This is a genomic window from Alteromonas sp. NFXS44, from assembly GCF_040148705.1.
Lineage (GTDB): Bacteria > Pseudomonadota > Gammaproteobacteria > Enterobacterales > Alteromonadaceae > Alteromonas.
This window is the reverse complement of record NZ_JAGDEA010000005.1, coordinates 818254-840804: the sequence shown is the minus strand read 5'-3', so window position 1 is coordinate 840804 and position 22551 is coordinate 818254. Positions and strand designations below refer to the sequence as shown.

At 48.9% G+C, this 22551-nt stretch carries 18 protein-coding genes; 11 read left to right on the top strand and 7 right to left on the bottom strand.

Translation table 11 applies throughout. From position 1 onward, the window contains the following. Positions 1–100: 100 nt before the first annotated feature. Positions 101–2326 carry an NADP-dependent isocitrate dehydrogenase gene (locus tag J3369_RS08985; RefSeq protein ID WP_349585907.1) on the bottom strand — a complete coding sequence of 742 codons (2226 nt, stop codon included), beginning with the start codon at positions 2324–2326 and terminating at the stop codon, positions 101–103. 459 nt (positions 2327–2785) lie between these two features. On the opposite strand from J3369_RS08985, the gene J3369_RS08980 reads away from it, so the two are divergent. From J3369_RS08980 to J3369_RS08950, 7 genes are all read left to right on the top strand, one after another. Then, on the top strand, positions 2786–3328 hold the full coding sequence (locus J3369_RS08980) for an rRNA large subunit pseudouridine synthase E (RefSeq protein WP_119501074.1): 543 nt from the start codon (positions 2786–2788) through the stop codon (positions 3326–3328). A 191-nt stretch (positions 3329–3519) separates the two neighbouring features. Continuing rightward, positions 3520–4635 carry a tRNA 2-thiouridine(34) synthase MnmA gene (mnmA, locus tag J3369_RS08975; protein WP_303574287.1) on the top strand — a complete coding sequence of 372 codons (1116 nt, stop codon included), beginning with the start codon at positions 3520–3522 and terminating at the stop codon, positions 4633–4635. Beyond that, on the top strand, positions 4635–5261 hold the full coding sequence (hflD, locus tag J3369_RS08970; RefSeq protein ID WP_119501072.1) for a high frequency lysogenization protein HflD: 627 nt from the start codon (positions 4635–4637) through the stop codon (positions 5259–5261). Before mnmA ends, hflD begins: the two co-directional genes overlap by 1 nt. A gap of 14 nt (positions 5262–5275) precedes the next feature. Further along, positions 5276–6649 carry an adenylosuccinate lyase gene (gene purB, locus J3369_RS08965; protein ID WP_349585903.1) on the top strand — a complete coding sequence of 458 codons (1374 nt, stop codon included), beginning with the start codon at positions 5276–5278 and terminating at the stop codon, positions 6647–6649. A gap of 76 nt (positions 6650–6725) precedes the next feature. Then, positions 6726–7931, top strand: a complete 1206-nt coding sequence (locus J3369_RS08960) for an adenylate/guanylate cyclase domain-containing protein (protein ID WP_303574289.1) — start codon at positions 6726–6728, stop codon at positions 7929–7931. Between the two features lie 6 nt (positions 7932–7937). Then, positions 7938–9089, top strand: a complete 1152-nt coding sequence (locus J3369_RS08955) for a cupin domain-containing protein (RefSeq protein WP_303574290.1) — start codon at positions 7938–7940, stop codon at positions 9087–9089. A gap of 68 nt (positions 9090–9157) precedes the next feature. Next, the gene (locus J3369_RS08950) at positions 9158–9616 is read left to right on the top strand and encodes a GNAT family N-acetyltransferase (RefSeq protein ID WP_349585901.1); all 459 of its coding nucleotides are present in this window, start codon (positions 9158–9160) and stop codon (positions 9614–9616) included. A gap of 50 nt (positions 9617–9666) precedes the next feature. On the opposite strand, the gene J3369_RS08945 is transcribed toward J3369_RS08950, so the two are convergent. Further along, positions 9667–10086: a DUF4826 family protein gene (locus J3369_RS08945; protein ID WP_119501067.1), complete on the bottom strand. Its 420-nt coding sequence runs from the start codon at positions 10084–10086 to the stop codon at positions 9667–9669. Between the two features lie 201 nt (positions 10087–10287). On the opposite strand from J3369_RS08945, the gene J3369_RS08940 reads away from it, so the two are divergent. After that, positions 10288–10518, top strand: coding sequence for a PGPGW domain-containing protein (locus J3369_RS08940; RefSeq protein WP_502877424.1), 231 nt, complete (start codon positions 10288–10290; stop codon positions 10516–10518). A gap of 97 nt (positions 10519–10615) precedes the next feature. Here J3369_RS08940 and ppsA read toward each other — a convergent pair whose 3' ends face one another. Further along, positions 10616–12988, bottom strand: a complete 2373-nt coding sequence (ppsA, locus tag J3369_RS08935) for a phosphoenolpyruvate synthase (protein WP_349585899.1) — start codon at positions 12986–12988, stop codon at positions 10616–10618. A 221-nt stretch (positions 12989–13209) separates the two neighbouring features. Between ppsA and ppsR the strand changes: the two genes are divergently transcribed. Continuing rightward, positions 13210–14022 (top strand): posphoenolpyruvate synthetase regulatory kinase/phosphorylase PpsR, encoded by an 813-nt coding sequence (ppsR, locus tag J3369_RS08930; RefSeq protein ID WP_119501065.1) that lies wholly within the window; start codon positions 13210–13212, stop codon positions 14020–14022. Here ppsR and J3369_RS08925 read toward each other — a convergent pair. Further along, positions 14019–15986 carry a tetratricopeptide repeat-containing sulfotransferase family protein gene (locus J3369_RS08925; protein WP_349585896.1) on the bottom strand — a complete coding sequence of 656 codons (1968 nt, stop codon included), beginning with the start codon at positions 15984–15986 and terminating at the stop codon, positions 14019–14021. The two genes, ppsR and J3369_RS08925, sit on opposite strands and share 4 nt — an antisense overlap. A gap of 89 nt (positions 15987–16075) precedes the next feature. Next, positions 16076–18763, bottom strand: a complete 2688-nt coding sequence (locus tag J3369_RS08920) for a TonB-dependent receptor (protein ID WP_349585894.1) — start codon at positions 18761–18763, stop codon at positions 16076–16078. A 351-nt stretch (positions 18764–19114) separates the two neighbouring features. On the opposite strand from J3369_RS08920, the gene J3369_RS08915 reads away from it, so the two are divergent. Then, positions 19115–21049, top strand: a complete 1935-nt coding sequence (locus J3369_RS08915; RefSeq protein ID WP_349586227.1) for a BCCT family transporter — start codon at positions 19115–19117, stop codon at positions 21047–21049. A 29-nt stretch (positions 21050–21078) separates the two neighbouring features. After that, positions 21079–21552, top strand: coding sequence for a MarR family winged helix-turn-helix transcriptional regulator (locus tag J3369_RS08910; RefSeq protein ID WP_119501061.1), 474 nt, complete (start codon positions 21079–21081; stop codon positions 21550–21552). A gap of 86 nt (positions 21553–21638) precedes the next feature. On the opposite strand, the gene J3369_RS08905 is transcribed toward J3369_RS08910, so the two are convergent. Both J3369_RS08905 and J3369_RS08900 read right to left on the bottom strand, forming a co-directional pair. After that, on the bottom strand, positions 21639–21983 hold the full coding sequence (locus J3369_RS08905; RefSeq protein ID WP_349585892.1) for an RnfH family protein: 345 nt from the start codon (positions 21981–21983) through the stop codon (positions 21639–21641). Then, positions 21983–22411, bottom strand: coding sequence for a type II toxin-antitoxin system RatA family toxin (locus J3369_RS08900; RefSeq protein WP_119501059.1), 429 nt, complete (start codon positions 22409–22411; stop codon positions 21983–21985). Before J3369_RS08900 ends, J3369_RS08905 begins: the two co-directional genes overlap by 1 nt. Between the last annotated feature and the right edge of the window lie 140 nt (positions 22412–22551).

The following is a 22551-nucleotide window of genomic DNA, read 5'->3' as shown; positions in this document are numbered from 1 at the left end:
AGGCCTTTTTTATGCGCCATTTTCAGCGGTGTCTTCAAATTTACCGCTACCAAATAAAAAACCCGGCGAAAGCCGGGTTTTTTGGTTCTTGCTTAAACGCTTACTTAGACAGGGATTCCTGCAACGTTTTGCTTGGAGACATGGCTGCATACAACTTGTCTTCGTCAGGGAAGTAGTAACCGCCGATATCCTGTGGCTGACCCTGAGACGCATCGATTTCTTCGATGATTTTGTCGATGTTCGCAGTCATCGCTTCCAGAGTTGGCTTGAACAGTCCAGCCAGCTCTTTATCTTCAGTCTGCTCAGTCAGTGCTTCAGCCCAGTACAGCGCCAGCCATACATGGCTGCCACGGTTATCCAGCTGACCCACTTTACGCTCAGGTGACTTACCGGTGTTCAGCAGCTTCTCAGTCGCCTTATCAAGAGCAACCGCCAGTGCTTTCGCTTTAGAGTTGCTGTGCTTGATAGCCAGCTCTTCAAGAGACACTGCCAGTGCCAGGAACTCACCCAGTGAATCCCAGCGTAAGTGACCTTCTTCAACGAACTGCTGAATGTGCTTAGGTGCAGAACCACCCGCACCGGTCTCGTACAGACCACCACCGGCCATCAGAGGCACGATAGACAGCATCTTCGCACTGGTACCCAGTTCCAGAATCGGGAACAGGTCAGTCAGGTAGTCACGCAGAACGTTACCTGTTACAGAGATGGTGTCCAGACCGCGGATTGCACGTTCCATTGAGAAACGAATCGCACGTACAGGTGACATGATGTGGATTTCCAGACCATTCGTGTCGTGGTCTTTCAGGTACTTCTCAACTTTCTTGATCAGCTGTGCATCGTGGGCACGCTCATCGTCCAGCCAGAATATTGCCGGCATACCAGAGTTACGGGCACGGGTAACGGCCAGTTTAACCCAATCCTGAATCGGCGCGTCTTTCGCCTGACACATACGCCAGATATCGCCTTCTTCAACATTGTGCTCAATCAGTACATTTCCGTCCTGATCGATGATTTGTACAGTACCGTCAGCTTCCAGTTCAAATGTCTTATCGTGTGAACCGTACTCTTCCGCTTTCTGCGCCATCAGACCAACGTTAGGCACTGTACCCATGGTAGTAGGATCAAATGCACCGTGGGTCTTACAGAAGTTAATCACTTCCTGATAGATAGTCGCATAAGTAGACTCGGGGATAACCGCTTTAGTATCGTGCGCCTTACCATCTGGTCCCCACATCTGACCGCTGTTACGGATCATTGCAGGCATAGACGCATCAACGATAACGTCTGAAGGTACGTGCAGGTTAGAAATACCTTTGTCTGAGTTAACCATTGCCATAGGCGGACGGTCAGCGTAACAGGCGTTGATGTCTTTTTCGATTTCAGAACGCTGTGATTCCGGCAGAGATGCAATTTTGTCGTAAACGCTGCCTAAACCATTGTTAGGGTTAACACCCAGTTCTTTAAACAGATCGCCGTGCTTGTCGAACAGTTCTTTATAAAACACTTTTACACAGTGACCGAATACGATGGGGTGAGACACCTTCATCATGGTCGCTTTCACGTGTAGTGAGAACAGAATGCCGGTTTGCTTCGCATCTTCGATTTGTTCTTCGAAGAATTTGCACAGGGCTTTCTTGCTCATGAACATACCGTCGATAACTTCACCCGCCAGCAGATCTACACGTGGCTTCAGGGTTTTCTTGCTACCATCTTTACCGGTAAATTCGATGCTAACGTAGCCATCTTTCTCAACAGTAGTGGACTTCTCACTTGAGTAGAAATCGCCGCCGCGCATATGCGCAACGTGAGAGCGTGAAGCCTGGCTCCACTCACCCATTGAATGCGGGTGTTTCTTCGCGAAGTTTTTAACCGCTGTAGGTGCACGGCGGTCTGAGTTACCTTCACGCAGAACCGGGTTAACAGCAGAACCCAGTACTTTTCCGTAACGTTCACGGATGTCTTTTTCTTCGTCCGTTTTAGGATCTTCAGGGAACGGAGGAACGTTATAGCCTTTGGCGTTTAATTCTTTGATTGCTGCACGCAATTGGGGAATAGATGCACTGATGTTAGGCAGTTTAATGATGTTTGCTTCTGGATCCTGCGTTTTTTCACCCAGGTCAGTCAGTGCGTCAGGCACTTTTTGATCGTCGTTCAGGTATTCCGGGAAGGTGGCGAGAATACGCGCAGCCAGTGAAATATCGCTTAACTCGATGTCGATGTCAGCAGATTTAGCAAATTTCTCAATGATTGGCAGTAAAGAGTAAGTCGCCAGCATTGGCGCTTCATCTGTTTTTGTGTAGATGATAGTCGACTTAGCTTTGGTCATTATATACCTCAAAGTTGTCGGTAAAGAGCTACCTGATTTATTCCATTAACCCCGCGTGGAATCGCTATAATATGCAGGGCATTCCGGTAATATCGTAAGATTCTGATCACGATTACTGAAATAACCTTTCAGTCTGGTCTATATCTGTAGTTTACAGATCACTGTGTAATGTCCTCTCGCCCACGAACACTACACCCAATTCGTCATTTTTGCGGGCCCGCCTTGCAGACGCACCCTGTCCTGCCGAAATTACCGCGCTCAATAGTATAGGGTCGAACGTAGGAGTTACAAGTCATACCATTGTCTTAAGCGTGAAGATCAATCTAATTTTTGTCAATTTCCTGATCTTTTTTTGCAATTTCGTTTTTTTTCTTCAAAAAAGTGACACAGACAGTCCGCCCCGCCGGCATTTTTGCGGTAGCATGCGCACCGGTTCTGACTATTTTCCGGGAGTGACAAATGCCGGCGGGCAAAATTCTGCTGTTCAATAAGCCATTCAACGTACTGACACAGTTTACCGATCAGGAAGGCAGACAAACCCTGAAAGACTTCATTCCCGTTCCCGGCGTGTATGCAGCCGGCAGGCTCGACAGAGATTCCGAAGGGTTACTGGTACTCACTGACGATGGCAAACTGCAGCACCGTCTGGCAAATCCTAAAGCCAAAACCAGTAAAACCTACTGGGTGCAGGTTGAGGGAGAGCCTACAGATGAGGCCATACAACAGCTGTGTGATGGTGTGGAACTGAAAGACGGCCTTACGCGGCCGGCAAAAGTACACCGCATGGATGAACCGGCACTGTGGCCGCGCAATCCGCCAGTGAGGTTCCGGCAGCACATTCCCACCAGTTGGTTATCGGTGACCCTTACCGAAGGCAAAAACCGTCAGGTCAGACGGATGACAGCCCACGTGGGATTCCCGACGCTCAGACTGATCCGGTACCGTATCGGCAACTGGACCATTGATGGCATTGCTAACGGCGAATACCTGCAAATTCAGTAATTTTCCCTGACAGAGCCTGAGGAAAATCCGTACCGGCAATTGTGCAATAGCGGCAGGCTTCTATACTTTTTACAAAAAGGCACAAGTTATAGCTGAATTGCCGGGTTACTGCCGTGCCATAGCCAGATAATTCTGGTAGAATCCGCGACCCTGAGTCAGCCAGATAAATTGGAAATCCACGAAGAGTCAATATGTCATCAAATTCAACACCTTCACCTGCATCTCAAAAAGTCATTGTCGGTATGTCCGGCGGTGTAGATTCTTCTGTTTCTGCGTATCTCTTGCAGCAGCAGGGTTATCAGGTAGAAGGACTTTTCATGAAAAACTGGGAAGAAGATGACAACGACGAATATTGTGCAGCTGCAGAAGATTTAGCTGATGCACAGGCCGTGGCTGATAAACTGGGCATTGAATTACACACGATCAATTTCGCCGCTGAGTACTGGGATAATGTATTTGAGTACTTTCTGGAAGAGTACAAAGCCGGCAGAACGCCCAACCCGGACATCATGTGTAATAAAGAAATTAAATTTAAAGCCTTCCTGGAATTTGCAGCTGAAGACTTAGGTGCAGATTACATTGCTACCGGCCACTATGTTCGCCGCCGTGAGAAAGACGGTCACTGGCAAATGTTACGTGGCCTGGATGGTAATAAAGATCAGAGTTATTTCCTTTATACGCTGGGCGAAGAACATGTCGCTAAAACGTTGTTCCCTGTTGGCGAACTGGAAAAGCCCCGTGTCCGTGAAATCGCTGAAGAACAGGGACTGGTAACGGCTGACAAAAAAGACTCCACCGGCATTTGTTTCATCGGTGAGCGTAAATTCAAAGACTTCCTGTCTAAGTACCTTCCCGCACAGCCGGGTGTTATCGAAACCGCTGAAGGCGAAGTTATCGGCGAACACGAAGGCCTGATGTATCACACACTGGGTCAGAGAAAAGGTTTACACATTGGTGGTCTGGCGGCCCATGGTGACGATCCGTGGTACGTGGTAGACAAAGACGTTGAACGTAATGTGCTCATCGTCGGTCAGGGTGCTGATCACCCCCGGCTGTATTCCAAAGGACTGATCGCCCGGCAACTGCACTGGGTAGACAGAACCCCTGTAACTGAAACGGTGCGTGCCGTCGTTAAAACCCGTTACCGTCAGACAGACATCCCCTGCACTATCCGTCCGCTCAATGATGATTTGATAGAAGTGCTCTTCGATGAGCCGCAAAAAGCCGTGACGCCCGGCCAGTCTGCGGTGTTTTATCAGGAAGAAGTCTGTCTGGGTGGCGGAATCATTGAGAGTTACATACGGTGATGCTGGATCCTAAAATAGAGCAACATATTGCGCTGGCAGGCGTTTGTCAGGCCGCAGCACTGGTACAAAAAGTCGCACGCGCAGGCACAGTGGATACCGAAGCCTGCGAGGCCAGCCTGTCGAGTATCCTGGTAACCGACCCCGAATCACCACAACATGTTTTCGGGCAGTTAAGCAATTTAAAGATGGGTTATCAGAGCATAGTCTCCCAGCTCTCCGGCCGCAGCAGCCATAAAGATGCCGAACTCACCCGTTATGTTGCCAGCCTGCTTGGTCTGGAAAGAAAACTCAGCGCCAAACCGGCAGCCCTGAATGAATTGAGCCAGCGTATTTCCCACGTTCAGCGACAGCTGGCACACGTAGATTTTGACAACAGTCAGATCATTGCCTCCCTGGCCAGTATTTACAGTGATATTATCAGCCCGCTGGCACCGAAAATTCAGGTAGCCGGCAATACAGAACATTTAAGCCGTCCCCTTAATCAGCAGCGGGTCCGTGCCCTGCTGCTAGCGGGTGTGCGTGCTGCCGTCATGTGGCGGCAAATGGGCGGCCGGCGCCGCCAGATACTCTTTAACCGCAAACAAATTTTACACAGTGCAACCCTTGCACTGAGATTAATCAATTAGTTTAGGAGCTAAAGGTGGAACTGACTCAGTTAACCGCAATTTCCCCTGTCGATGGCCGCTATGCAAGTAAAAGTGCAGAGCTGCGCAGCATTTTCAGTGAATACGGCTTATTGAAATACCGTGTTCAGGTAGAAGTAAGATGGTTACAAATGCTGTCTGAACAGGCTTCAATTACTGAAGTCCCTTCTTTTAGCGATGAATCTCACGCACAGCTGAACGACATTGTTGCTTCTTTTTCTGTTGATGATGCAATGCGCATTAAAGAGATTGAGCGTACAACGAATCACGATGTAAAAGCGGTTGAATACTTCTTAAAAGAAAAAGTAGAAGGCAACAGCGAATTAAACGCTATCAGTGAATTCATTCACTTTGCGTGTACCTCAGAAGACATCAACAACCTGTCACACGGCCTGATGTTGACCGAAGCCCGTGATACCGTGCTTCTGCCTTACTGTGATAAGCTAATCAGTGAGCTTACCCGTTTAGCGAAGGAATACAAAACCATTCCGATGATGGCCCGTACTCACGGCCAGCCTGCATCGCCTACGACTATGGGTAAAGAAATGGCGAACGTTGCCATGCGTTTACGCCGTCAGCGCGACCAGATTGCAACGGTTACCCTGCTGGGTAAAATCAACGGCGCAGTGGGCAACTATAATGCTCACTTGTCTGCGTATGCAGATACTGACTGGCACGCCCTGTCAGAAAAATTTGTTACCAGCCTGGGCCTGACATGGAACCCGTACACCACACAAATCGAACCTCACGATTACATTGCTGAGCTGTTTGATGCCGTGGCCCGTTTCAACACCATCGTACTGGATTTTGACCGTGACGTCTGGGGCTACATTGCGCTCGGTCACTTCAAGCAAAAAACCATTGCCGGTGAGATCGGTTCATCTACCATGCCGCACAAAGTCAACCCAATCGACTTTGAAAACTCAGAAGGTAATCTGGGTCTGGCAAACGCAATTTTCGACCACCTGGCCGCCAAACTGCCTGTATCACGCTGGCAGCGCGACCTGACTGACTCTACAGTTCTGCGTAATCTGGGTGTTGGTGTGGGTTATGCGGTTATTGCTTATCAGGCGACCCTGAAGGGGATCAGCAAACTGGAAGTTAACGAAGCCAGCCTGCTTGCAGAACTGGACAATAACTGGGAACTGCTGGCTGAGCCGGTACAAACCGTTATGCGTCGTTACGGCATTGAAAAGCCATACGAGAAGCTTAAAGAGCTGACCCGTGGTAAGAAAGTCAATGCAGAAGTGATGGCTGAATTCATCGACGGTCTGGCTCTGCCTGATGCAGTGAAAGCAGAACTGAAAACATTGTCTCCTGCTAACTACATCGGTGATGCAATTCGCCTTGTTGATCAGTTGCCGGAATAAATGTCACGGTATACTATTTAGTCACCGGTATGAATATTAGGGCTGCTGTGCAGCCCTTCTTCTTTTCAGGATACTTGTGAATTCACATGCTAGCAAAACCAGTGTTTCAATGCTTTCACTGGTACGGACATTATCACTTGCGGTTTTAGCCGGCCTGGCTGCCTATACACTGATTGTTGTTTTTATTCTTGAAGACTATTCAGTATCGATTCTGTTGCTTATCGCCACCCATGCACTCCTGTTCAGCAGCACCCTTGCGCTGACTTACCGTAATCAGCCGGATGCCGCAGATCGCGCACGGTTTATTTTTGTCACCAGTTGTATGACCCTCATCACGCTTTTATCACTGATGTGGGAAAAAGACACCGGATTACAACAGCTTCTGCTGGTCGGTATGATCACCAGCGGCTTTATTTTTCCCCGCAGCGAACAGCAACAACGCCGCTTCGCTGAATATACTTACGGCCTGTTGTACATCATCGTGGAAGGCGTAATTGTATTCAGTGAAACCCATACCTGGGCCACACTTCGCCTCTCTAATGCCATCATTCTGGTTTCCGGCGGGCTTGTCATGCTCAGGCTGGTCAGAGATAAAATTGAAAAGCAGGCGGAAGCCTTGTTGTTGTCGGAACGCCGCAACACAACCTTGCTGAAGAGCATGTTGCCGGCAGCGCCGGACGATAAGAGTAAACACTGGCCCTTAGGCCACACAGAAAAAATCACCAATGTCTCAGTGCTTTTCGCAGACCTTCAGGGTTATACAAAGCTCAGCGAAAAATACGATGACATTGGCATTGTTGCGATTCTGGACGATCTCTATCGTCTGTTCGATGCCCACGCCCTGCGCCTGGGCATTGAAAAAGTAAAAACCAACGGCGATGAATACATGGCCGCTACCGGTATCCCCTCTACCATTACTGTACCTGAATATATTCAGGAGAATACTGCGGTGACACTGTGTACCTTTGCCAGCGTAATTTTAGAAAGCTTTCATGAACTGGCAAAAGAAAAAGACCTTGGCTGTAATATCCGGATAGGAATCGCAACCGGCTCTGTCACGGGCGGGATAATCGGTGCCCATAAACCCCATTTTGATATCTGGGGAAAAACGGTAAACCGCGCAGCAAGGCTTGAACAGGCCAGTCAGCCGGGCACAATCACCGTGTGCGCCAGAACCCGGGGACAACTCGTCGATGCCGGAGCCTCTCAATTTGAATTCTCTAACAGCTTTGTCGTCGGCGACAACCTGGTTGCCCATTCATTGCGATTACAAAAAGATTAACTATTTATGTACACCTTAAATACTGATTTTAAAACTGATCAGTTTCTCGCCACTTACTGGCAAAAAGCCCCGTTAGTTATCCGCAGCGGCATTATTGATTTCGATGATCCCCTGGATGAACATGACCTCGCCGGCATGGCGATGGAAGCTGACATCGACAGCCGCATCGTCAGCCGGACCGGTGACAAGTGGGACGTTGCCCACGGCCCGTTTGAAGATTTCGACCAGGTATGCAACGGCAAATGGTCGTTGCTCGTACAGGCGACAGACCGTTACAGTGATGAGGTGGACGAATTAATGTCGTTGTTCAGCTTTATCCCCTACTGGCGAATGGATGACGTAATGATAAGTTTCGCCGTAGAAGGGGCCGGCGTGGGTGCACATACCGATCAGTACGATGTTTTTCTAATTCAGGGTAAAGGTTCCCGCCGCTGGCGCGTTGCGCCTCCCGACAATGCTGAAGTGTGCCGCCCGCACAAAGATTTACAGCAGGTTGCCTCTTTTAACCCCGACATCGATGTGGTACTAAAGCCCGGTGATATTCTTTATATCCCTCCGGGCTGGGCCCACGAAGGTACTGCACTGGAAGACTGCCTCACTTATTCCATTGGCTTCCGTGCACCTGACCAGAACGATTTACTGCAACAACTGGCAGACCATCTTGCGGCAGCTCCGTCAGTAGCCGGTGTTACACCACGACGATACAGCGACCCGCACCTGTTGCCGCAGGAACATCCCTCCATGGTAAGCAATGATGCGTTATCAGGTTTACAACAGCTAATGATTGATTACCTGCAATCTGACCAGGGTCAGGATGGATTGCTCAGTATTTTGAGCGCTCAGCACCTGCCGGAAAACGTGCCGGGAGAGCCCTATACCCTTGCTGAAATCACTGAAGCGGTTGAAACAGGATGTGCTGTTTTCCGTGCGCCCGGCTGCAAGCCGGTATACAGTGAAAATCAGGCAGATGAAGAATTTTCGTTTTATGTGAATGGTGAAAGATTCAGTGCTGCGTCCTCATTAAAACCGTTATTACTGCCCGTTCTCGCAGGCCAGCCGTATCCGCCGGAACAGCCTGTTGCTGACGCAGATGACATTGCGATGATTCAACTTTTGTCTATACTGATCAATAAAGGTTACTGGGAACTAAGGAACTAGTCCTTTTGGCTCGCTGCGTTTTTCATGAAGAAAGTCCCGCAGCGTACAGGCAACTCAGAGCTTGAATCATGCGTTTTCAAATCGAAAATGTTGATTGGATGAGCGGTAAAAATCGACTTACAGAACTTCGCGAACAGGTATTTGTTGTGGAATGGCGTATTCCGCGACAGGCAGAATTCGACGACAGGGATCCTGACGCCCTGCACATCCTTGTTTCAGACGAAAATCATCAGCCGGTTGCCACCGGCAGAATTACCAGAGACGGTGAAATTGGCCGGATCGCCGTGCTGCATGCTTACCGCACGCTGGATGTGTACAAAATTCTGTTCCGTTCTTTAATTAGACTGGGCAAAACAGCCAGAGTGGATCAGGTGAAAGTGGTTTGTAATCTGGCCAGTGTGGATGAGCATAAAGCCAGAGGTTACACACCGGAAGGCCCGGTATTCATGGAAGCGGGCATTCCCCGTCAACGTATGTTTTGCCCTATCAACCGTTTCAGGCTACCGGACGTGCAGGAATGCCATTGAGCGGAGACTTTAAACCTTAACAGTCTCCGTCTTACTCAATATCTGGCAGCTCAGACAGAACCCCAAATTTCATCTTTCTCAACAAACTTATACAGTTGCTCTGCACGGTTTTGCATAATGGCTGCAAACTGTAGCTGAGTCTGATCGGTGATCCCCGAGCGCTGAATGTTTTCTGCTTTTAGCTGCCAGCTCATAACAAAGTGGCGTAATGCATCACGACCGTTCGCTGCATTACCTGCAGAGATAAAATCTACCGGTAAGTCACCACTCAGTACCCAGAATGCTGCACCGTCCATCGCTTTCACTTTCAGAACTGCCCACAACGGATAAAGATACCGGCTGGCTGCATCATCAACGGTGGATACCACGACTCCGTTCTCTGCCAGATATTTCGTTGCTTTTTTAAATTGCTCATTCAGCCACTGCTGACGTTGTTGTTCTGTGATTTGCGGCGTTGTTTGCTCTGTCATACTTCACTTCTTTTTTAATGGTGTTTTTAATGCTTTCCTGTTTCGTAAACTACCACAAACGCCATTTTTCGTCATTATTCCCGGCTTGATAGTTATCACTATCGCTATCAGCAGGGGCGTTTACACTTACTTACATCAATTCTCTTGGTTTTTGCTATAAATAAAGTAGTCTGTCAGCATTGGAGAAAAACCGGACTTATGATGATAAAAGCAATCCGAATTACACTTGGTGCCCTGCTCGCCGTTGCCGGCGTTGTACTGACCATTATTCCCGGTTCAACACTGCTGATCCTGGCCGGTCTGGTTGTACTCAGCTACGACATACCAAAGGCCCGTGTGTGGCTTAAGGTGGTACAGGGCAGCATGCAGCGGGGTGCCCGCAAGCTCGATACCTTCCTGCTTTCCCGCAAGCTGGCCCGTAAAGCACGCTGAAGAACAGCCAATAAAAAAGCCGCTTTAAGCGGCTTTTGTGTCTGAGCGGGCTGGTTGGGATGGGCCCGCTTTCTTTAAACTACAAGCTAACTATAGCTTATCCGTGATTTTCTGCCAGGTATAACCAGGTTTCTACCACAGTATCCGGGTTCAGTGACACAGAATCAATACCTTCTTCCACCAGCCATGCAGCGAAATCATCATGATCCGATGGTCCCTGACCACAAATACCTACGTATTTGCCACGGGCTTTTGCCGCACGGATTGCCATAGAGAGCAACGCCTTTACGGCAGGGTCACGCTCGTCGAACAGGTGAGCAATTAAGCCTGAGTCGCGGTCAAGACCCAGCGCAAGCTGTGTCATATCGTTTGAGCCGATGGAGAAACCGTCGAAGATATCCAGGAACTGGTCGGCCAGCAATGCGTTGGACGGCAGTTCACACATCATGATAACCCGCAGACCATTGTCGCCCTGCTTAAGACCATTTTCAGCCAGGATTTCGATAACCTGACGGCCTTCTTCCAGTGTACGGACGAAGGGGATCATAATTTCAACGTTGGTCAGCCCCATCACATTACGAACGCGCTTGATAGCTTCACATTCCAGCGCAAAGCAATCGCGGAAATCATCTGAGATGTAACGGCTGGCACCACGGAAGCCCAGCATCGGGTTTTCTTCATCCGGCTCGTACTGGTAACCACCTACCAGGTTGAAGTATTCGTTCGACTTGAAGTCAGACATACGAACAATCACCTTCTTCGGTGAGAATGCAGCACCGATGCTGGCAATCCCTTCTACCAGTTTCTGGATGTAGAATTCACGGGGTGACTCGTAACCGGCAATCATTTCACTGATTTCTTCTTTCAGCTCTTCAGGCTGGCTGTCGAAATTCAGCAAAGCTTTAGGGTGAACACCAATCATGCGGTTAATAATGAATTCAAGGCGGGCCAGACCCACACCGGCACTTGGCAGGCGGGCGAAATCAAATGCACGGTCAGGGTTACCTACGTTCATCATCACTTTCAGTGACAAATCCGGCATAGCATCAATGCGTGAAGTCACCACATCAAATTCCAGCTCAGAACTGTAGATGTAACCTGTATCACCTTCCGCACAGGAAACCGTGATTTTGTCGCCGGTGGCGATAGAATCTGTGGCATTTCCACACCCTACCACTGCCGGAATACCTAATTCACGGGCAATGATTGCGGCGTGACAAGTACGGCCACCACGGTTAGTCACAATGGCAGAGGCTTTTTTCATGATGGGTTCCCAGTCAGGATCCGTCATGTCAGTGACCAGCACATCACCAGGCTGAATCTTGTCCATCTCTTCAATTGAGCCAAGCACTTTCGCTTCACCGGCACCAATCTTGTGACCGATAGCACGGCCTTCACAAACGATGCTGCTCTTATCTTTGAGGTGGAAACGTTCAATTGTCTGACTGTCTTCGCGGCTGCGAACCGTTTCAGGACGGGCCTGAACAATGTACAACTTGTCGTCCGTACCGTCTTTAGCCCATTCAATGTCCATAGGACGCTGATAATGCTTTTCGATGATTACAGCCTGCTTAGCCAGTTCCTGTACTTCATCGTCAGTCAGAGAGAAGCGCAGACTGTCGGCTTTGTCGATATCAACAATAGATACCTGCTTGCCATGAGACTCATCTGCAGAATAAATCATTTTTGTCAGCTTGCTGCCCAGATTACGGCGCAGGATAGCCGGGTTGCCATTGGCCAGCGTTGGCTTGTGTACATAGAATTCGTCAGGGTTAACGGCACCCTGCACCACCATTTCACCAAGACCAAATGAACTGGTAACAAATACCACATCATCGAAGCCTGATTCTGTATCAATGGTGAACATAACACCGGAAGACGCGATGTCGCTTCGTACCATGCGTTGTACACCGGCAGACAGTGCAACCCCTTTATGGTCGTAGCCCTGGTGAACACGATAGGAAATGGCACGGTCGTTAAACAGTGAGGCAAATACGTGCTTGATGGCCACCAGCACCGCATCGTAACCTTTCACGTTCAGGAAAGTTTCCTGCTGCCCTGCGAAAGACGCATCAGGCATATCTTCTGCTGTTGCGGAAGAGCGGACTGCGAACGACGCCTCATCACCGGCATCGCCCTGTAACGTTGCAAACGCTTCCTGAATTGCAGTTTCCAGCGCGGGCTGGAACGGCGTGTCGATGATCCACTGACGGATGTTTTTACCTGCTTCAGCCAGTGCTGTCACATCGTCAACATCCAGGGTATCCAGTACATCATGGATCCGTGCTTCAAGACCACTTTGCTCAAGAAACTCGTTAAATGCATCTGCAGTTGTAGCAAAACCGCCCGGCACCTGCACACCTGCATTTGCCAAATTAGAAATCATTTCACCTAAAGATGCATTCTTGCCGCCAACGCGACCTACATCATGCATCCCCAATTCCTGGTACCAAAGTACGTATTCTTGCACGGCCAAAGCCTCCAGCTTTATTAAACTTGTCAGTTCCGCTAATTTACGCAACCTGTGTTACGAAATGTTTATCACGAAACTTTGCGATATTCGCCGAGGTTAGTGCCAACCTGTTCATAGCATGCTGGCTTTTCGACGGTTTCATCTTAGAATGGTGAAAAATCGAAAGTAAAATCTTTCTGTATTCCGTAATAAAATTACAACAATGTTAAGGATTTGTTTTGCGTACCGCATACTACATTTCAGATGGTACTGCCATCACTGCTGAGGTCTTCGGCCACGCCTTACTGTCTCTGTTCCCTATACAGTTTAATCACACCACGATTCCCTTCGTTGAAACCGAGGAACAGGCCTATAAGGTACTGGAGAAAATTTCTGAAAGTTTTCAAGATACGGGAGAAAGGCCGCTCGTTTTTTATACAATTGTGAATGTCGATGTGCGCAAAATTATCTCCCGTTCAGTGGGTATTAATTATAATTTTCTCGATCAATTCGTTGCGCCTGTCGAAAAAGTGCTCGGTGTACCGTCAAAACCAGAAAAACACCGTACCCACAGTATTCACGAAAAAACCTATGACATTCGTATTGAAGCGGTGAACTATGCACTGGCCAATGATGATGGTTCCAACATCAAAAACTACGAAGAAGCAGACATTATATTAGTGGGTGTTTCCCGTTCCGGTAAAACACCCACCAGTCTGTATCTGGCGCTTCAGTACGGCATTAAAGCGGCTAATTATCCCTTCACTGAGGAAGACATGGGGGACATGCTGAAGATGCCCCCTGCATTGCGCCGTTATAAACAGAAGCTGTTCGGCCTTACTATCCATCCGGAAAGGCTCAGTCAGATCCGTTCTGAGCGCAGGGCCAACAGCCGCTACGCGTCACTGCAGCAGTGTCGTATGGAACTTCGGGAAGTAGAAAACCTTTATCGTCGCGAGCGCATTCCGTTTTTAAATTCAACCCGCTATTCCGTAGAAGAAATTTCCGCGAAAATTCTGGCTGAAACCGGACTGCAACGGAAGAAATACTAAGCTTCAGACTCCCCGTCCAGTACCGAAAACAGTGGCGCAAGGTAAGGTTCAAAGCCTTTCCATTGCGTCATGCCGGAACGGTAAATCGGTTGTCTTACCTGCTCTGAGCTGGGCGTTTTAATCACGCGCTTCGTTTCATGGAAGTTCAAACAGGCTTCTTCAAAAGGTAATCCGCAATAGTCCAGCATGCGTCTGACCTGCCCTTCAAGATCGTCAATCACATCTTCGTGCTGCACCGTCAGGATTTGTCCCGGCAACACTTCATGCCAGTGCTCCATCAGCTTCCGGTAAGCATTGTAATAACGTCCGATGTCATTCAGTGAATAGCTGAACTCCTGTCCTTCGCCGAAAAGCTGCTTAAACCCGCTGAAACAGCAAGCCACAGCATCCCGTCTGGCATCAATGATTTTAGCATTGGGCAGAATGCTTTTGATAAGTCCGGTATGAATAAAATTGTTGGGCATCTTATCAATAAAAAATGGGGCACCACGGCGGTATGCACGGGTTTGAGCAATATACTGCTCTCCCAGCTTTTTGCATTGCTCATCTGTGAGGGATGACAAGTTTTGCGGATAAGGCACCGCCTGATGGCTGAGCCCTGATGCGATCCCCAGAATATCATGCAGTTCCATCGTACCGTCGACCATAGAGTGAGAGGCCAGAATTTGTTCCAGTAGTGTAGAACCTGCACGGGGTAAGCCCACGATGAAAATCGGATCAGGAGCATCACAGCCTTTTGCGTGCTCAAACAAAGCCGCATTGCAGGCGGACTGCTGTGACGCCATCGCCTGTTCAGTACGGGAAATATCGAAACGGAGTGTCTGGCGCTTCAGCCGGTTACCGTTGTCGTAATAAAGGAAAGCATCATCAAACGCTTTACCGTCTTCACTGGCTTTACCCAGCGCAAAATACAGATGGATTTTATCGTCCAGCGCAGTATTTTCATTCTCTGCTGCCGCTTTCATCCTGTCAGTCAGAGAAGGTGGAAAGCTATACGTTTTAGTATTCGCCAGGCTCCAGTAAGCATCACCAAAATCAGGCGCTATCTCTGCTGCTTTTTCGTAGGCGGCCACAGCGGCAGCGGCGTCGCCTGCGGCCTTCAGCGCATGGCCATACTGTACCCATAACGCCGGTCGCCTGCTGTTTTTATCAAGCAGTGTGCGGTATAAAGTCAGTGCCTCATCTACTTCTCCGGTGCCGGTGAGAGCATGGGCAAGCGCTACGGCTGCCTGAAAATTATCCGGCTGACGTGCCAGGCGCCCGCGGGCAAATTCCGCCGCACGGGGAAACTTACCCAGCTTACCCAGCACACTTTGATACGCAGTCGCTGCAGCTTCATTATCCGGATACAGTTCTGCACAACTTTCCAGCAGGAATTCTGCATCATGATAGACCTTCAGTTGCATGCCGGCTTCCGCAAGTAACATCATGGCATCGGGATGATGTTTATGTTGTTTCAGAAAGTCCCTGCAAATTTGTTCTGCTTTTTGTAACTGCCCTTCATGGAGTAAATCCATGGCCCCCAACAGTGGTTTTGGCAGTGACGATAAAGACTGAATATGTTGTCCTGCCAGCGCCAGTGCGTCGGTGTTACCGGTCTGGCGGTATACCTGTTCCAGCTCCCGCCAGGCAGTCAGCAGAGCCGGATTAAATCGTGTAGCACGGTAAAACGCATTGGCCATCTCCCGGCCTTTCTGCAGCGCTTTAAAACAATACCCCTGCTCCTGATATCCCCGGCCATAATCCGGAAAAGCTTTCAGTAATCTGTCCAGTACAGGAAGGGCCTGCGCCGGCTCTTTTGCCATTCGTAAAGCCACAGCTATCAGATACAGGCATTCACGGTCTGTCAGGGTATTGTCATGTCCCGACAAACATTCTTTGCATAACGACACTGCCTGCGTGAACTGAGACTGCATCAGGGCTTTTTTGGCTTCATTTAGACGAGACTGAACGGAACGGGTCATGTTAATCCTGCATTAAACAACGAAAAAACGGCAAGCCCGCAAAGGCTTGCCGTTTCAATATTAACGTAATTACTTACGCAACGGATAACTTAAAAGTAATCGTAAGACAAACGCACACCAATGGTACGCGGACGGTTAGTTACCACTTTCGGCGTGAATTGCTGCGTATCGATGTTCAAAATAGCATTCTCATCAAATACATTGTCTATATACAATTCAGCTTTCCACTCATCATTGGTCACACCCACCGCAAAGTTTGTCAGTACATAGGCTTCCTGTACATAACGGCCGCCACGGAACGTTTCGCCGTTGCTGTCTGCATAGGTTACACCTTCATAGACTGCGGCTTCGTCTTCGATTTTAAGGCCTGAGCCCGTGCCGTAGATAAGTTGCGTGGTATCTTCCATTACGTAGGCATCCATCACCATACCGGCAAGTCTGTCACCGGTGTAGCTCACAGAAGCATTCACGTAACCGCGCTTGTCACCCTGTAATTCAAAGAAATAACGGGCGTTTACGTTTCCTGAGAACTTCGCAGAGTAAGGCAGTTCAGAACCGACACCGGCAGAAATACCTTCCAGCTCAGAGTTCACGCGGGTCAGCTCAGTATCCAGCAAGCTGAATGCACTGCTGATGATTAAATCATCACCGGCAAGCCAGGTAATATCGGCATCAAGACCACGGATCTCAGCATCACCCACGTTGTCGGTGAATACCAGGAACGAGATATTGGTCGGATCGAAACGTGAAGTTTGCAGGTCGGTGATTTCAGAATAGTACGCAGTTGCATTCACACGTACCAGTCCGTCAAAGAAATCCCCTTTCAGACCAAGTTCATAGTTGTCCAGCGTATCCGTTGTAGAGTAAACAGGAATACGGAAGTTCTCGAACTTACCGGACTGATTAGACGCCAGGCCACCACCAACACGGTTAGTTACCGGCGGGCGGAAACCTTCTGAATAGTTAGCAAACAGTAAGATGTCGTCTGTCACTTTCCAGTCCAGTGAGAATTTCCAGATAGTGTCATCAACGGTAAGTACGCCGTCAGAGTCCAGCAGGTCCACTTCCAGCTGACCGCTTTGAATAGCTTCATTAACCAAAGCAGGATCCAGTCCCACTGCAGCTAATTCAGCATCGTCCATTGTACCGAATGCACGGATACGGCGTGAAACATCAACGGTGGTTGTAGAGCCTTTGTATTCGTCGTCAATCTGGTACCAGCGGGCACCTACACTGGCGGTCAGGGTATCGGTGATATCGTATTCAAACTGACCGAACACTGCTACCTGCTCAATGGTATGTGTGATGTCGTTTACGAAGCTGATATCAGCCGGGAACGGGCCGCCATCACTGTTAATGCCTTCGCTACCTACCAGATTCCTTGCCATATCCGGGAATAACTCAGTGCTGGCGATGTTAAACTGACCGACAGTAGCCACTTCCTGGTCGTCATAGAACAGACCGGCAGTAACACGCCATGGCTCATCCATGGTGGTATTGAAGCGCAGCTCATGGGTCATACGGGTTGAAGTGGTGTCTTCACGGTAGAACTTTGTAGGGTCAAGGCAGCGGTCTTCGCTGTTTGCGTCAGAGCTGTCGTAACTACATACATAGTACGCTGAGAATAAACCGCCATTAGTGTAACCGGTGTAGTCTGCAAGGGTATCGATTTCACGGTCAAGGTAACCACCGGTATAAACCACATCCAGTTTTTGCAGACGGCCTTCCAGTGTCCACGTGGTCAGGCCGAATTCATCCTGGTTTTCTTCAGGCTGGAAACGGTTAGTGGAGCTTTCACCTTCCAGATTCGGATCGTATGCAAATACACCTTCTGTTTGTAACGTTTGCTGTGTGTGCTGCACCAGCAGATCCCAGTCATCATTGATGTGGTATGACAGACCAAAACGGGCACCGGCATAAACTGCATCGTTGAAATCGTCTTCAACCAGCGAATCATTTCGCGGTGACACTACGTCAGCATCTACCGGAGACGTGATCTCAGGATTAGTAATGCGGTTTGCATCCATGCCTGCGGGATTGGTTAATACACCACCGGAAATACGGCTGATTACCTGTGCACTGCCGATGTAGCCACCGTTTCCAGGATCATTCAGCACGTTATCAATCCAGCCGCCCTGTCTGTCGTTATATGCAGCAACACGAACAGCCAGGTCATCAGTCAGAGGCATATTGAAGTAAGCTTCAACCGCATTGCTCATCTCGCCGCCTTTGGTGAAACCAATATTCGTATCAACACCGGCAGAAAAACCTGAGTGATCAGGTTTAGCGGTGATCATTCTCACTGTACCCGCCTGCGAGCTTGCGCCGAACAGTGTGCCCTGAGGACCGGGCAGTACTTCTACGCGCTGGATGTCAGCGGCGTAAATGTCGAGATTACGGCCGGCCATAGATACCGGCTGTTCGTCCAGGTAAAAAGCAACTGAAGGTTGCAGTGCCTGAACAGATGACAACATGATATTTGATTGTGTGGTTGCAGCACCACGGATATAGATTTCATTCTGACCCGGGCCTGTACCCTGGAATACCACATTAGGTAAGAATTCAACGTAATCCTGGAAGCTGTCAATGCCAAGGTTTTCCAATGCTTTTCCATCAAGCGCGCTGACCGCGACCGGTACATCCTGTATAGATTCACTACGTTTGGTTGCCGTTACCTCAATGGTTTCGATCTTCGCTTTGCTTTGTGCTTCCTGTGCGTGCACCGGAGATGCCGCCAGCGCTGCAACGATGGCACAGCTTAGACGTGTTTTGTGCATGTGTGTTCCTCTGGTTCTTTGTTTTACTTAGATGAGTAAATATTTTATGTCGTGCTATTTGCTTATCATTTATTTAGCAATCGCAAGCAGATATACTTGTTCGCTAACAATTTGGTTCATACGCAATCGCGGTGATAGCGTTACCAAACCCTTTAATTATAGCAGATAAGTCAAAAAACTTGTCTATGATCCCTTTCGGAGACAATAAAATCAAGTTGAACACTAATTATTATAATTATGGCAAATATGAATGAGCCTTAAACGAAACGCCAAAATTGTCGTATTCATTCATAATTAATATTTATTAAGACAAAGGAAGCCGTAGTGACAGAAACCAGTAAACCGGGTGCAATGTTAAATAAACCGGTATTTTTTACCTCTTCTCTGGCCATTCTTGTTTTGCTGATTTATGCAGCCAGCAACCCTGACCAGGCCAATACATTCTTCCAGTCACTGCAGGACACAGTGGCGCAAAATGGCGGGTGGTTTTACATCCTCACGGTAGCCATTATTCTTTTTACCGTGGTGATCCTCGGATTTTCCAGGTATGGCGATATCCGCCTGGGGCCCGATCACGCCACGCCGGAGTTCAGTAAGCTGACATGGTTATCTATGCTATTTGCCGCCGGTATGGGAATAGGATTGATGTTCTTCGGTGTTGCCGAACCGGTCATGCACTTCCTCGCGCCGCCCACTGCCGACCCGAACAGTATTGCCGCAGTGAAAGAAGCCATGAAAACCACCTTTTTCCACTGGGGCGTGCATCCGTGGGCAATTTATGCCGCGGTTGCGCTGGTGCTGGGTTACTTTGCCTACCGTCACCAACTGCCGCTGACACTACGTTCAGCGCTCTACCCTTTAATTGGTGAGCGTATCTACGGCTGGCCCGGCCACCTGGTGGATATATTTGCTGTTACGTCCACTATCTTCGGTGTGTCTACGTCGCTGGGTTTCGGTGCTGCGCAGATTAATGCCGGTTTGTCTTATGTGTTCGGCATTCCAAGCACAACAGGTGTACAAATTGGCCTGATGGCCGGTGTGGTGGGTATTGCCATCATTTCTGTGACTACCGGTCTTGATAAGGGGATCCGCCGGTTATCCGAAGCAAATATGTTACTTGCAGTGGCATTACTGGTTTTCGTACTGGTGCTTGGCCCCACGGTATTCCTGCTGCAGGCTTACCTGCAAAACATGGGAGCGTATGCTTCCGACATCGTGCGGAATACCCTCAACCTGTTTGCCTACGCCAAAACAGACTGGATTGGCGGCTGGACAATTTTCTACTGGGGATGGTGGTTAGCCTGGGCGCCCTTTGTTGGTTTGTTCATTGCCCGTATCTCTTATGGCCGCACCATCCGTGAATTTGTCATGGGTGTACTGCTTATCCCGACTGCATTTACCCTGTTGTGGATGACCGTGTTCGGCAACACCGCTATCGATATGGTACTGGTACAGGGCAAAGACGCGCTGGCCTCAATGGTAAACGAAGACACTTCAGTGGCCCTGTTTGTCTTTTTAGAAAACTTCCCGTTCAGCAGTGTACTGACGTTACTGGCAGTACTGATGGTAGTCATTTTCTTCGTAACCTCCTGTGACTCAGGCGCCATGGTTGTCGACATGCTGTGCTCTAACGGTCGCAACGATACGCCGTTATGGCAACGTATTTACTGGGCTGTCAGCGTGGGTGTGGTGGCTGCCATCCTGCTCTACGCCGGCGGGCTGGGCGCACTTCAAACCATGACGATAGTCGCAGCACTGCCTTTTTCGGTTATATTGCTTGTTGCACTGTTTGGCCTGATGAAGGCCCTGCGGGTGGAAGATTACAAGCGGGAAAGTATGCAAATAAGTGGTTTTCAGACCAGTACCGGTGACAGTGACAAAAACTGGCGTTCGAGGCTGGAAAACATCGTGTCTTTCCCTAACAAAAAAGCCGTAAATCGCTTTCTGGATAAAACGGTACTGCCGGCATTTAATGATGTAAAAGAGGAATTTGGTAAACTGAATTTTGATGTGGAAATTGAGCAGACAGATAAGTTCATGATGCTGACGGTGAAACTCAACGAGCAGCCTGATTTTATCTATGCGGTTTATCCTACATCCACAGTACAACCGGATTTAAACGGTACGCTGGACATAGATAGTGATGACACGTACTATCGCGCCGAAGTTCACCTGAGTGAGGGTGGACAGGGTTACGACATCATGGGCTGGTCGACACTTGCTGTTATCAACGATGTCATCGATCAGTACCACAAACACCAGCACTTTTTACACCGGTTAGTGTGAAATCAGCAGTTCACAGGACGGGCTTATTTATGAGAAAAGAAGAAGAATTATTGGTTGCCCTTCGTAAGGTCATCCGCGCGGTTGATTTACGCAGTAAGCAACTGAGTAAAGATGTGGGTCTGACCGGCCCGCAGTTGCTGGTAATGCAAAATATTCAGGAACGCCCCGGCATCATGGTGCGGGAAATTGCGGAAAGCATCAATCTGAGTCCTGCTACCATTACCAATATTCTTGATCGCATTGAAGCCCGTGAACTGGTTACCCGCATCCGAAGTACCACCGATAAGCGAAAGGTAGGCGTGTATCTGACGGACAAAGGTGAAGCATCGCTGGAAAACGCGCCCCGCCCTTTACAGGAACACTTCATTGACCGGTTCAATAATATGAAGGACTGGGAACAAAGCCAGATGGTTGCAACGATGCAACGTATAGCTTCCATGATGGACGCTGAAGATATTGATGCCTCACCGTTTCTGGAAGTGGGTTCACTGCGGGACAAATAAAAAAAGCCACGGTGTTTGCCGTGGCTTCTCTTTAAGGGGGTCTGTTTCCGGTATTAACCCGCCGGATGTCACTTAACCTTCATTTATCATTCTTTTGCTTTCAGCGGATTCGGCCGGCCACCGGTCACTTTATCTGCCCGACCTTCTTCAACGGCTTTTTCAGCACGGCGTTTACGGATCTCTTTCGGATCGGCAATCAACGGACGGTATATTTCAATCCGGTCACCATCATTAACCGTGTCGCGAATTTTGGCCACACGGCTCCATACGCCCACTTTCGTTTTCTTCAAATCGATTTCAGGATGAAGTTCACATAGACCGGAAGCAACAATAATGCTTTCAATAGTGCTGTCTGCCGGCACCGAAATTTCCACCAGCGACTGCTTTTGTGGCAGTGCGTAGGCAACTTCTACCGTTATTTCGTCACTCATCAGTACACGCTCCGCGCCCGCTCAGTGAATGCATTCACCATGCTGGTGGCCAGCCCGCTGAATACCTTACCGAAGGCCATTTCAGTTAAACGGTTACTGAATTCAAAATCCAGATTAAGCGCAATTTTACAGGCGTCATCAGATAGCGGGGAAAACGTCCACCCGCCTGATAATTGCTTAAAAGGGCCGTCAACCAGACGCATATCTATACGTCTTGCCGGCTCCAGAGTATTGAGTGTTGTGAACCATTGCTTAATACCGGCTTTCGATACCAGTAACGACGCCTTCATGTGGCTTTCACTGTGGTCCAAAACCTGACTGTCGGCACAGCCCGGTAAAAATTGTGGATAGGCAGCTACATCATTGACCAAATCAAACATGGCCCCGGCACTGTATGCCACTAACGCACTGCGTTGGATACTTGGCATAAACTCACTTTTTTATTTCTGATAATCTGTTAAGTCTACCACGACTGTTTATTGTCACCTACCCTTTAAGCGCGTGCTATCGCCCCCATATACCATGGAAATGAAAAGACATTCTGTTTGCAATCGGTATAATGGCGGGC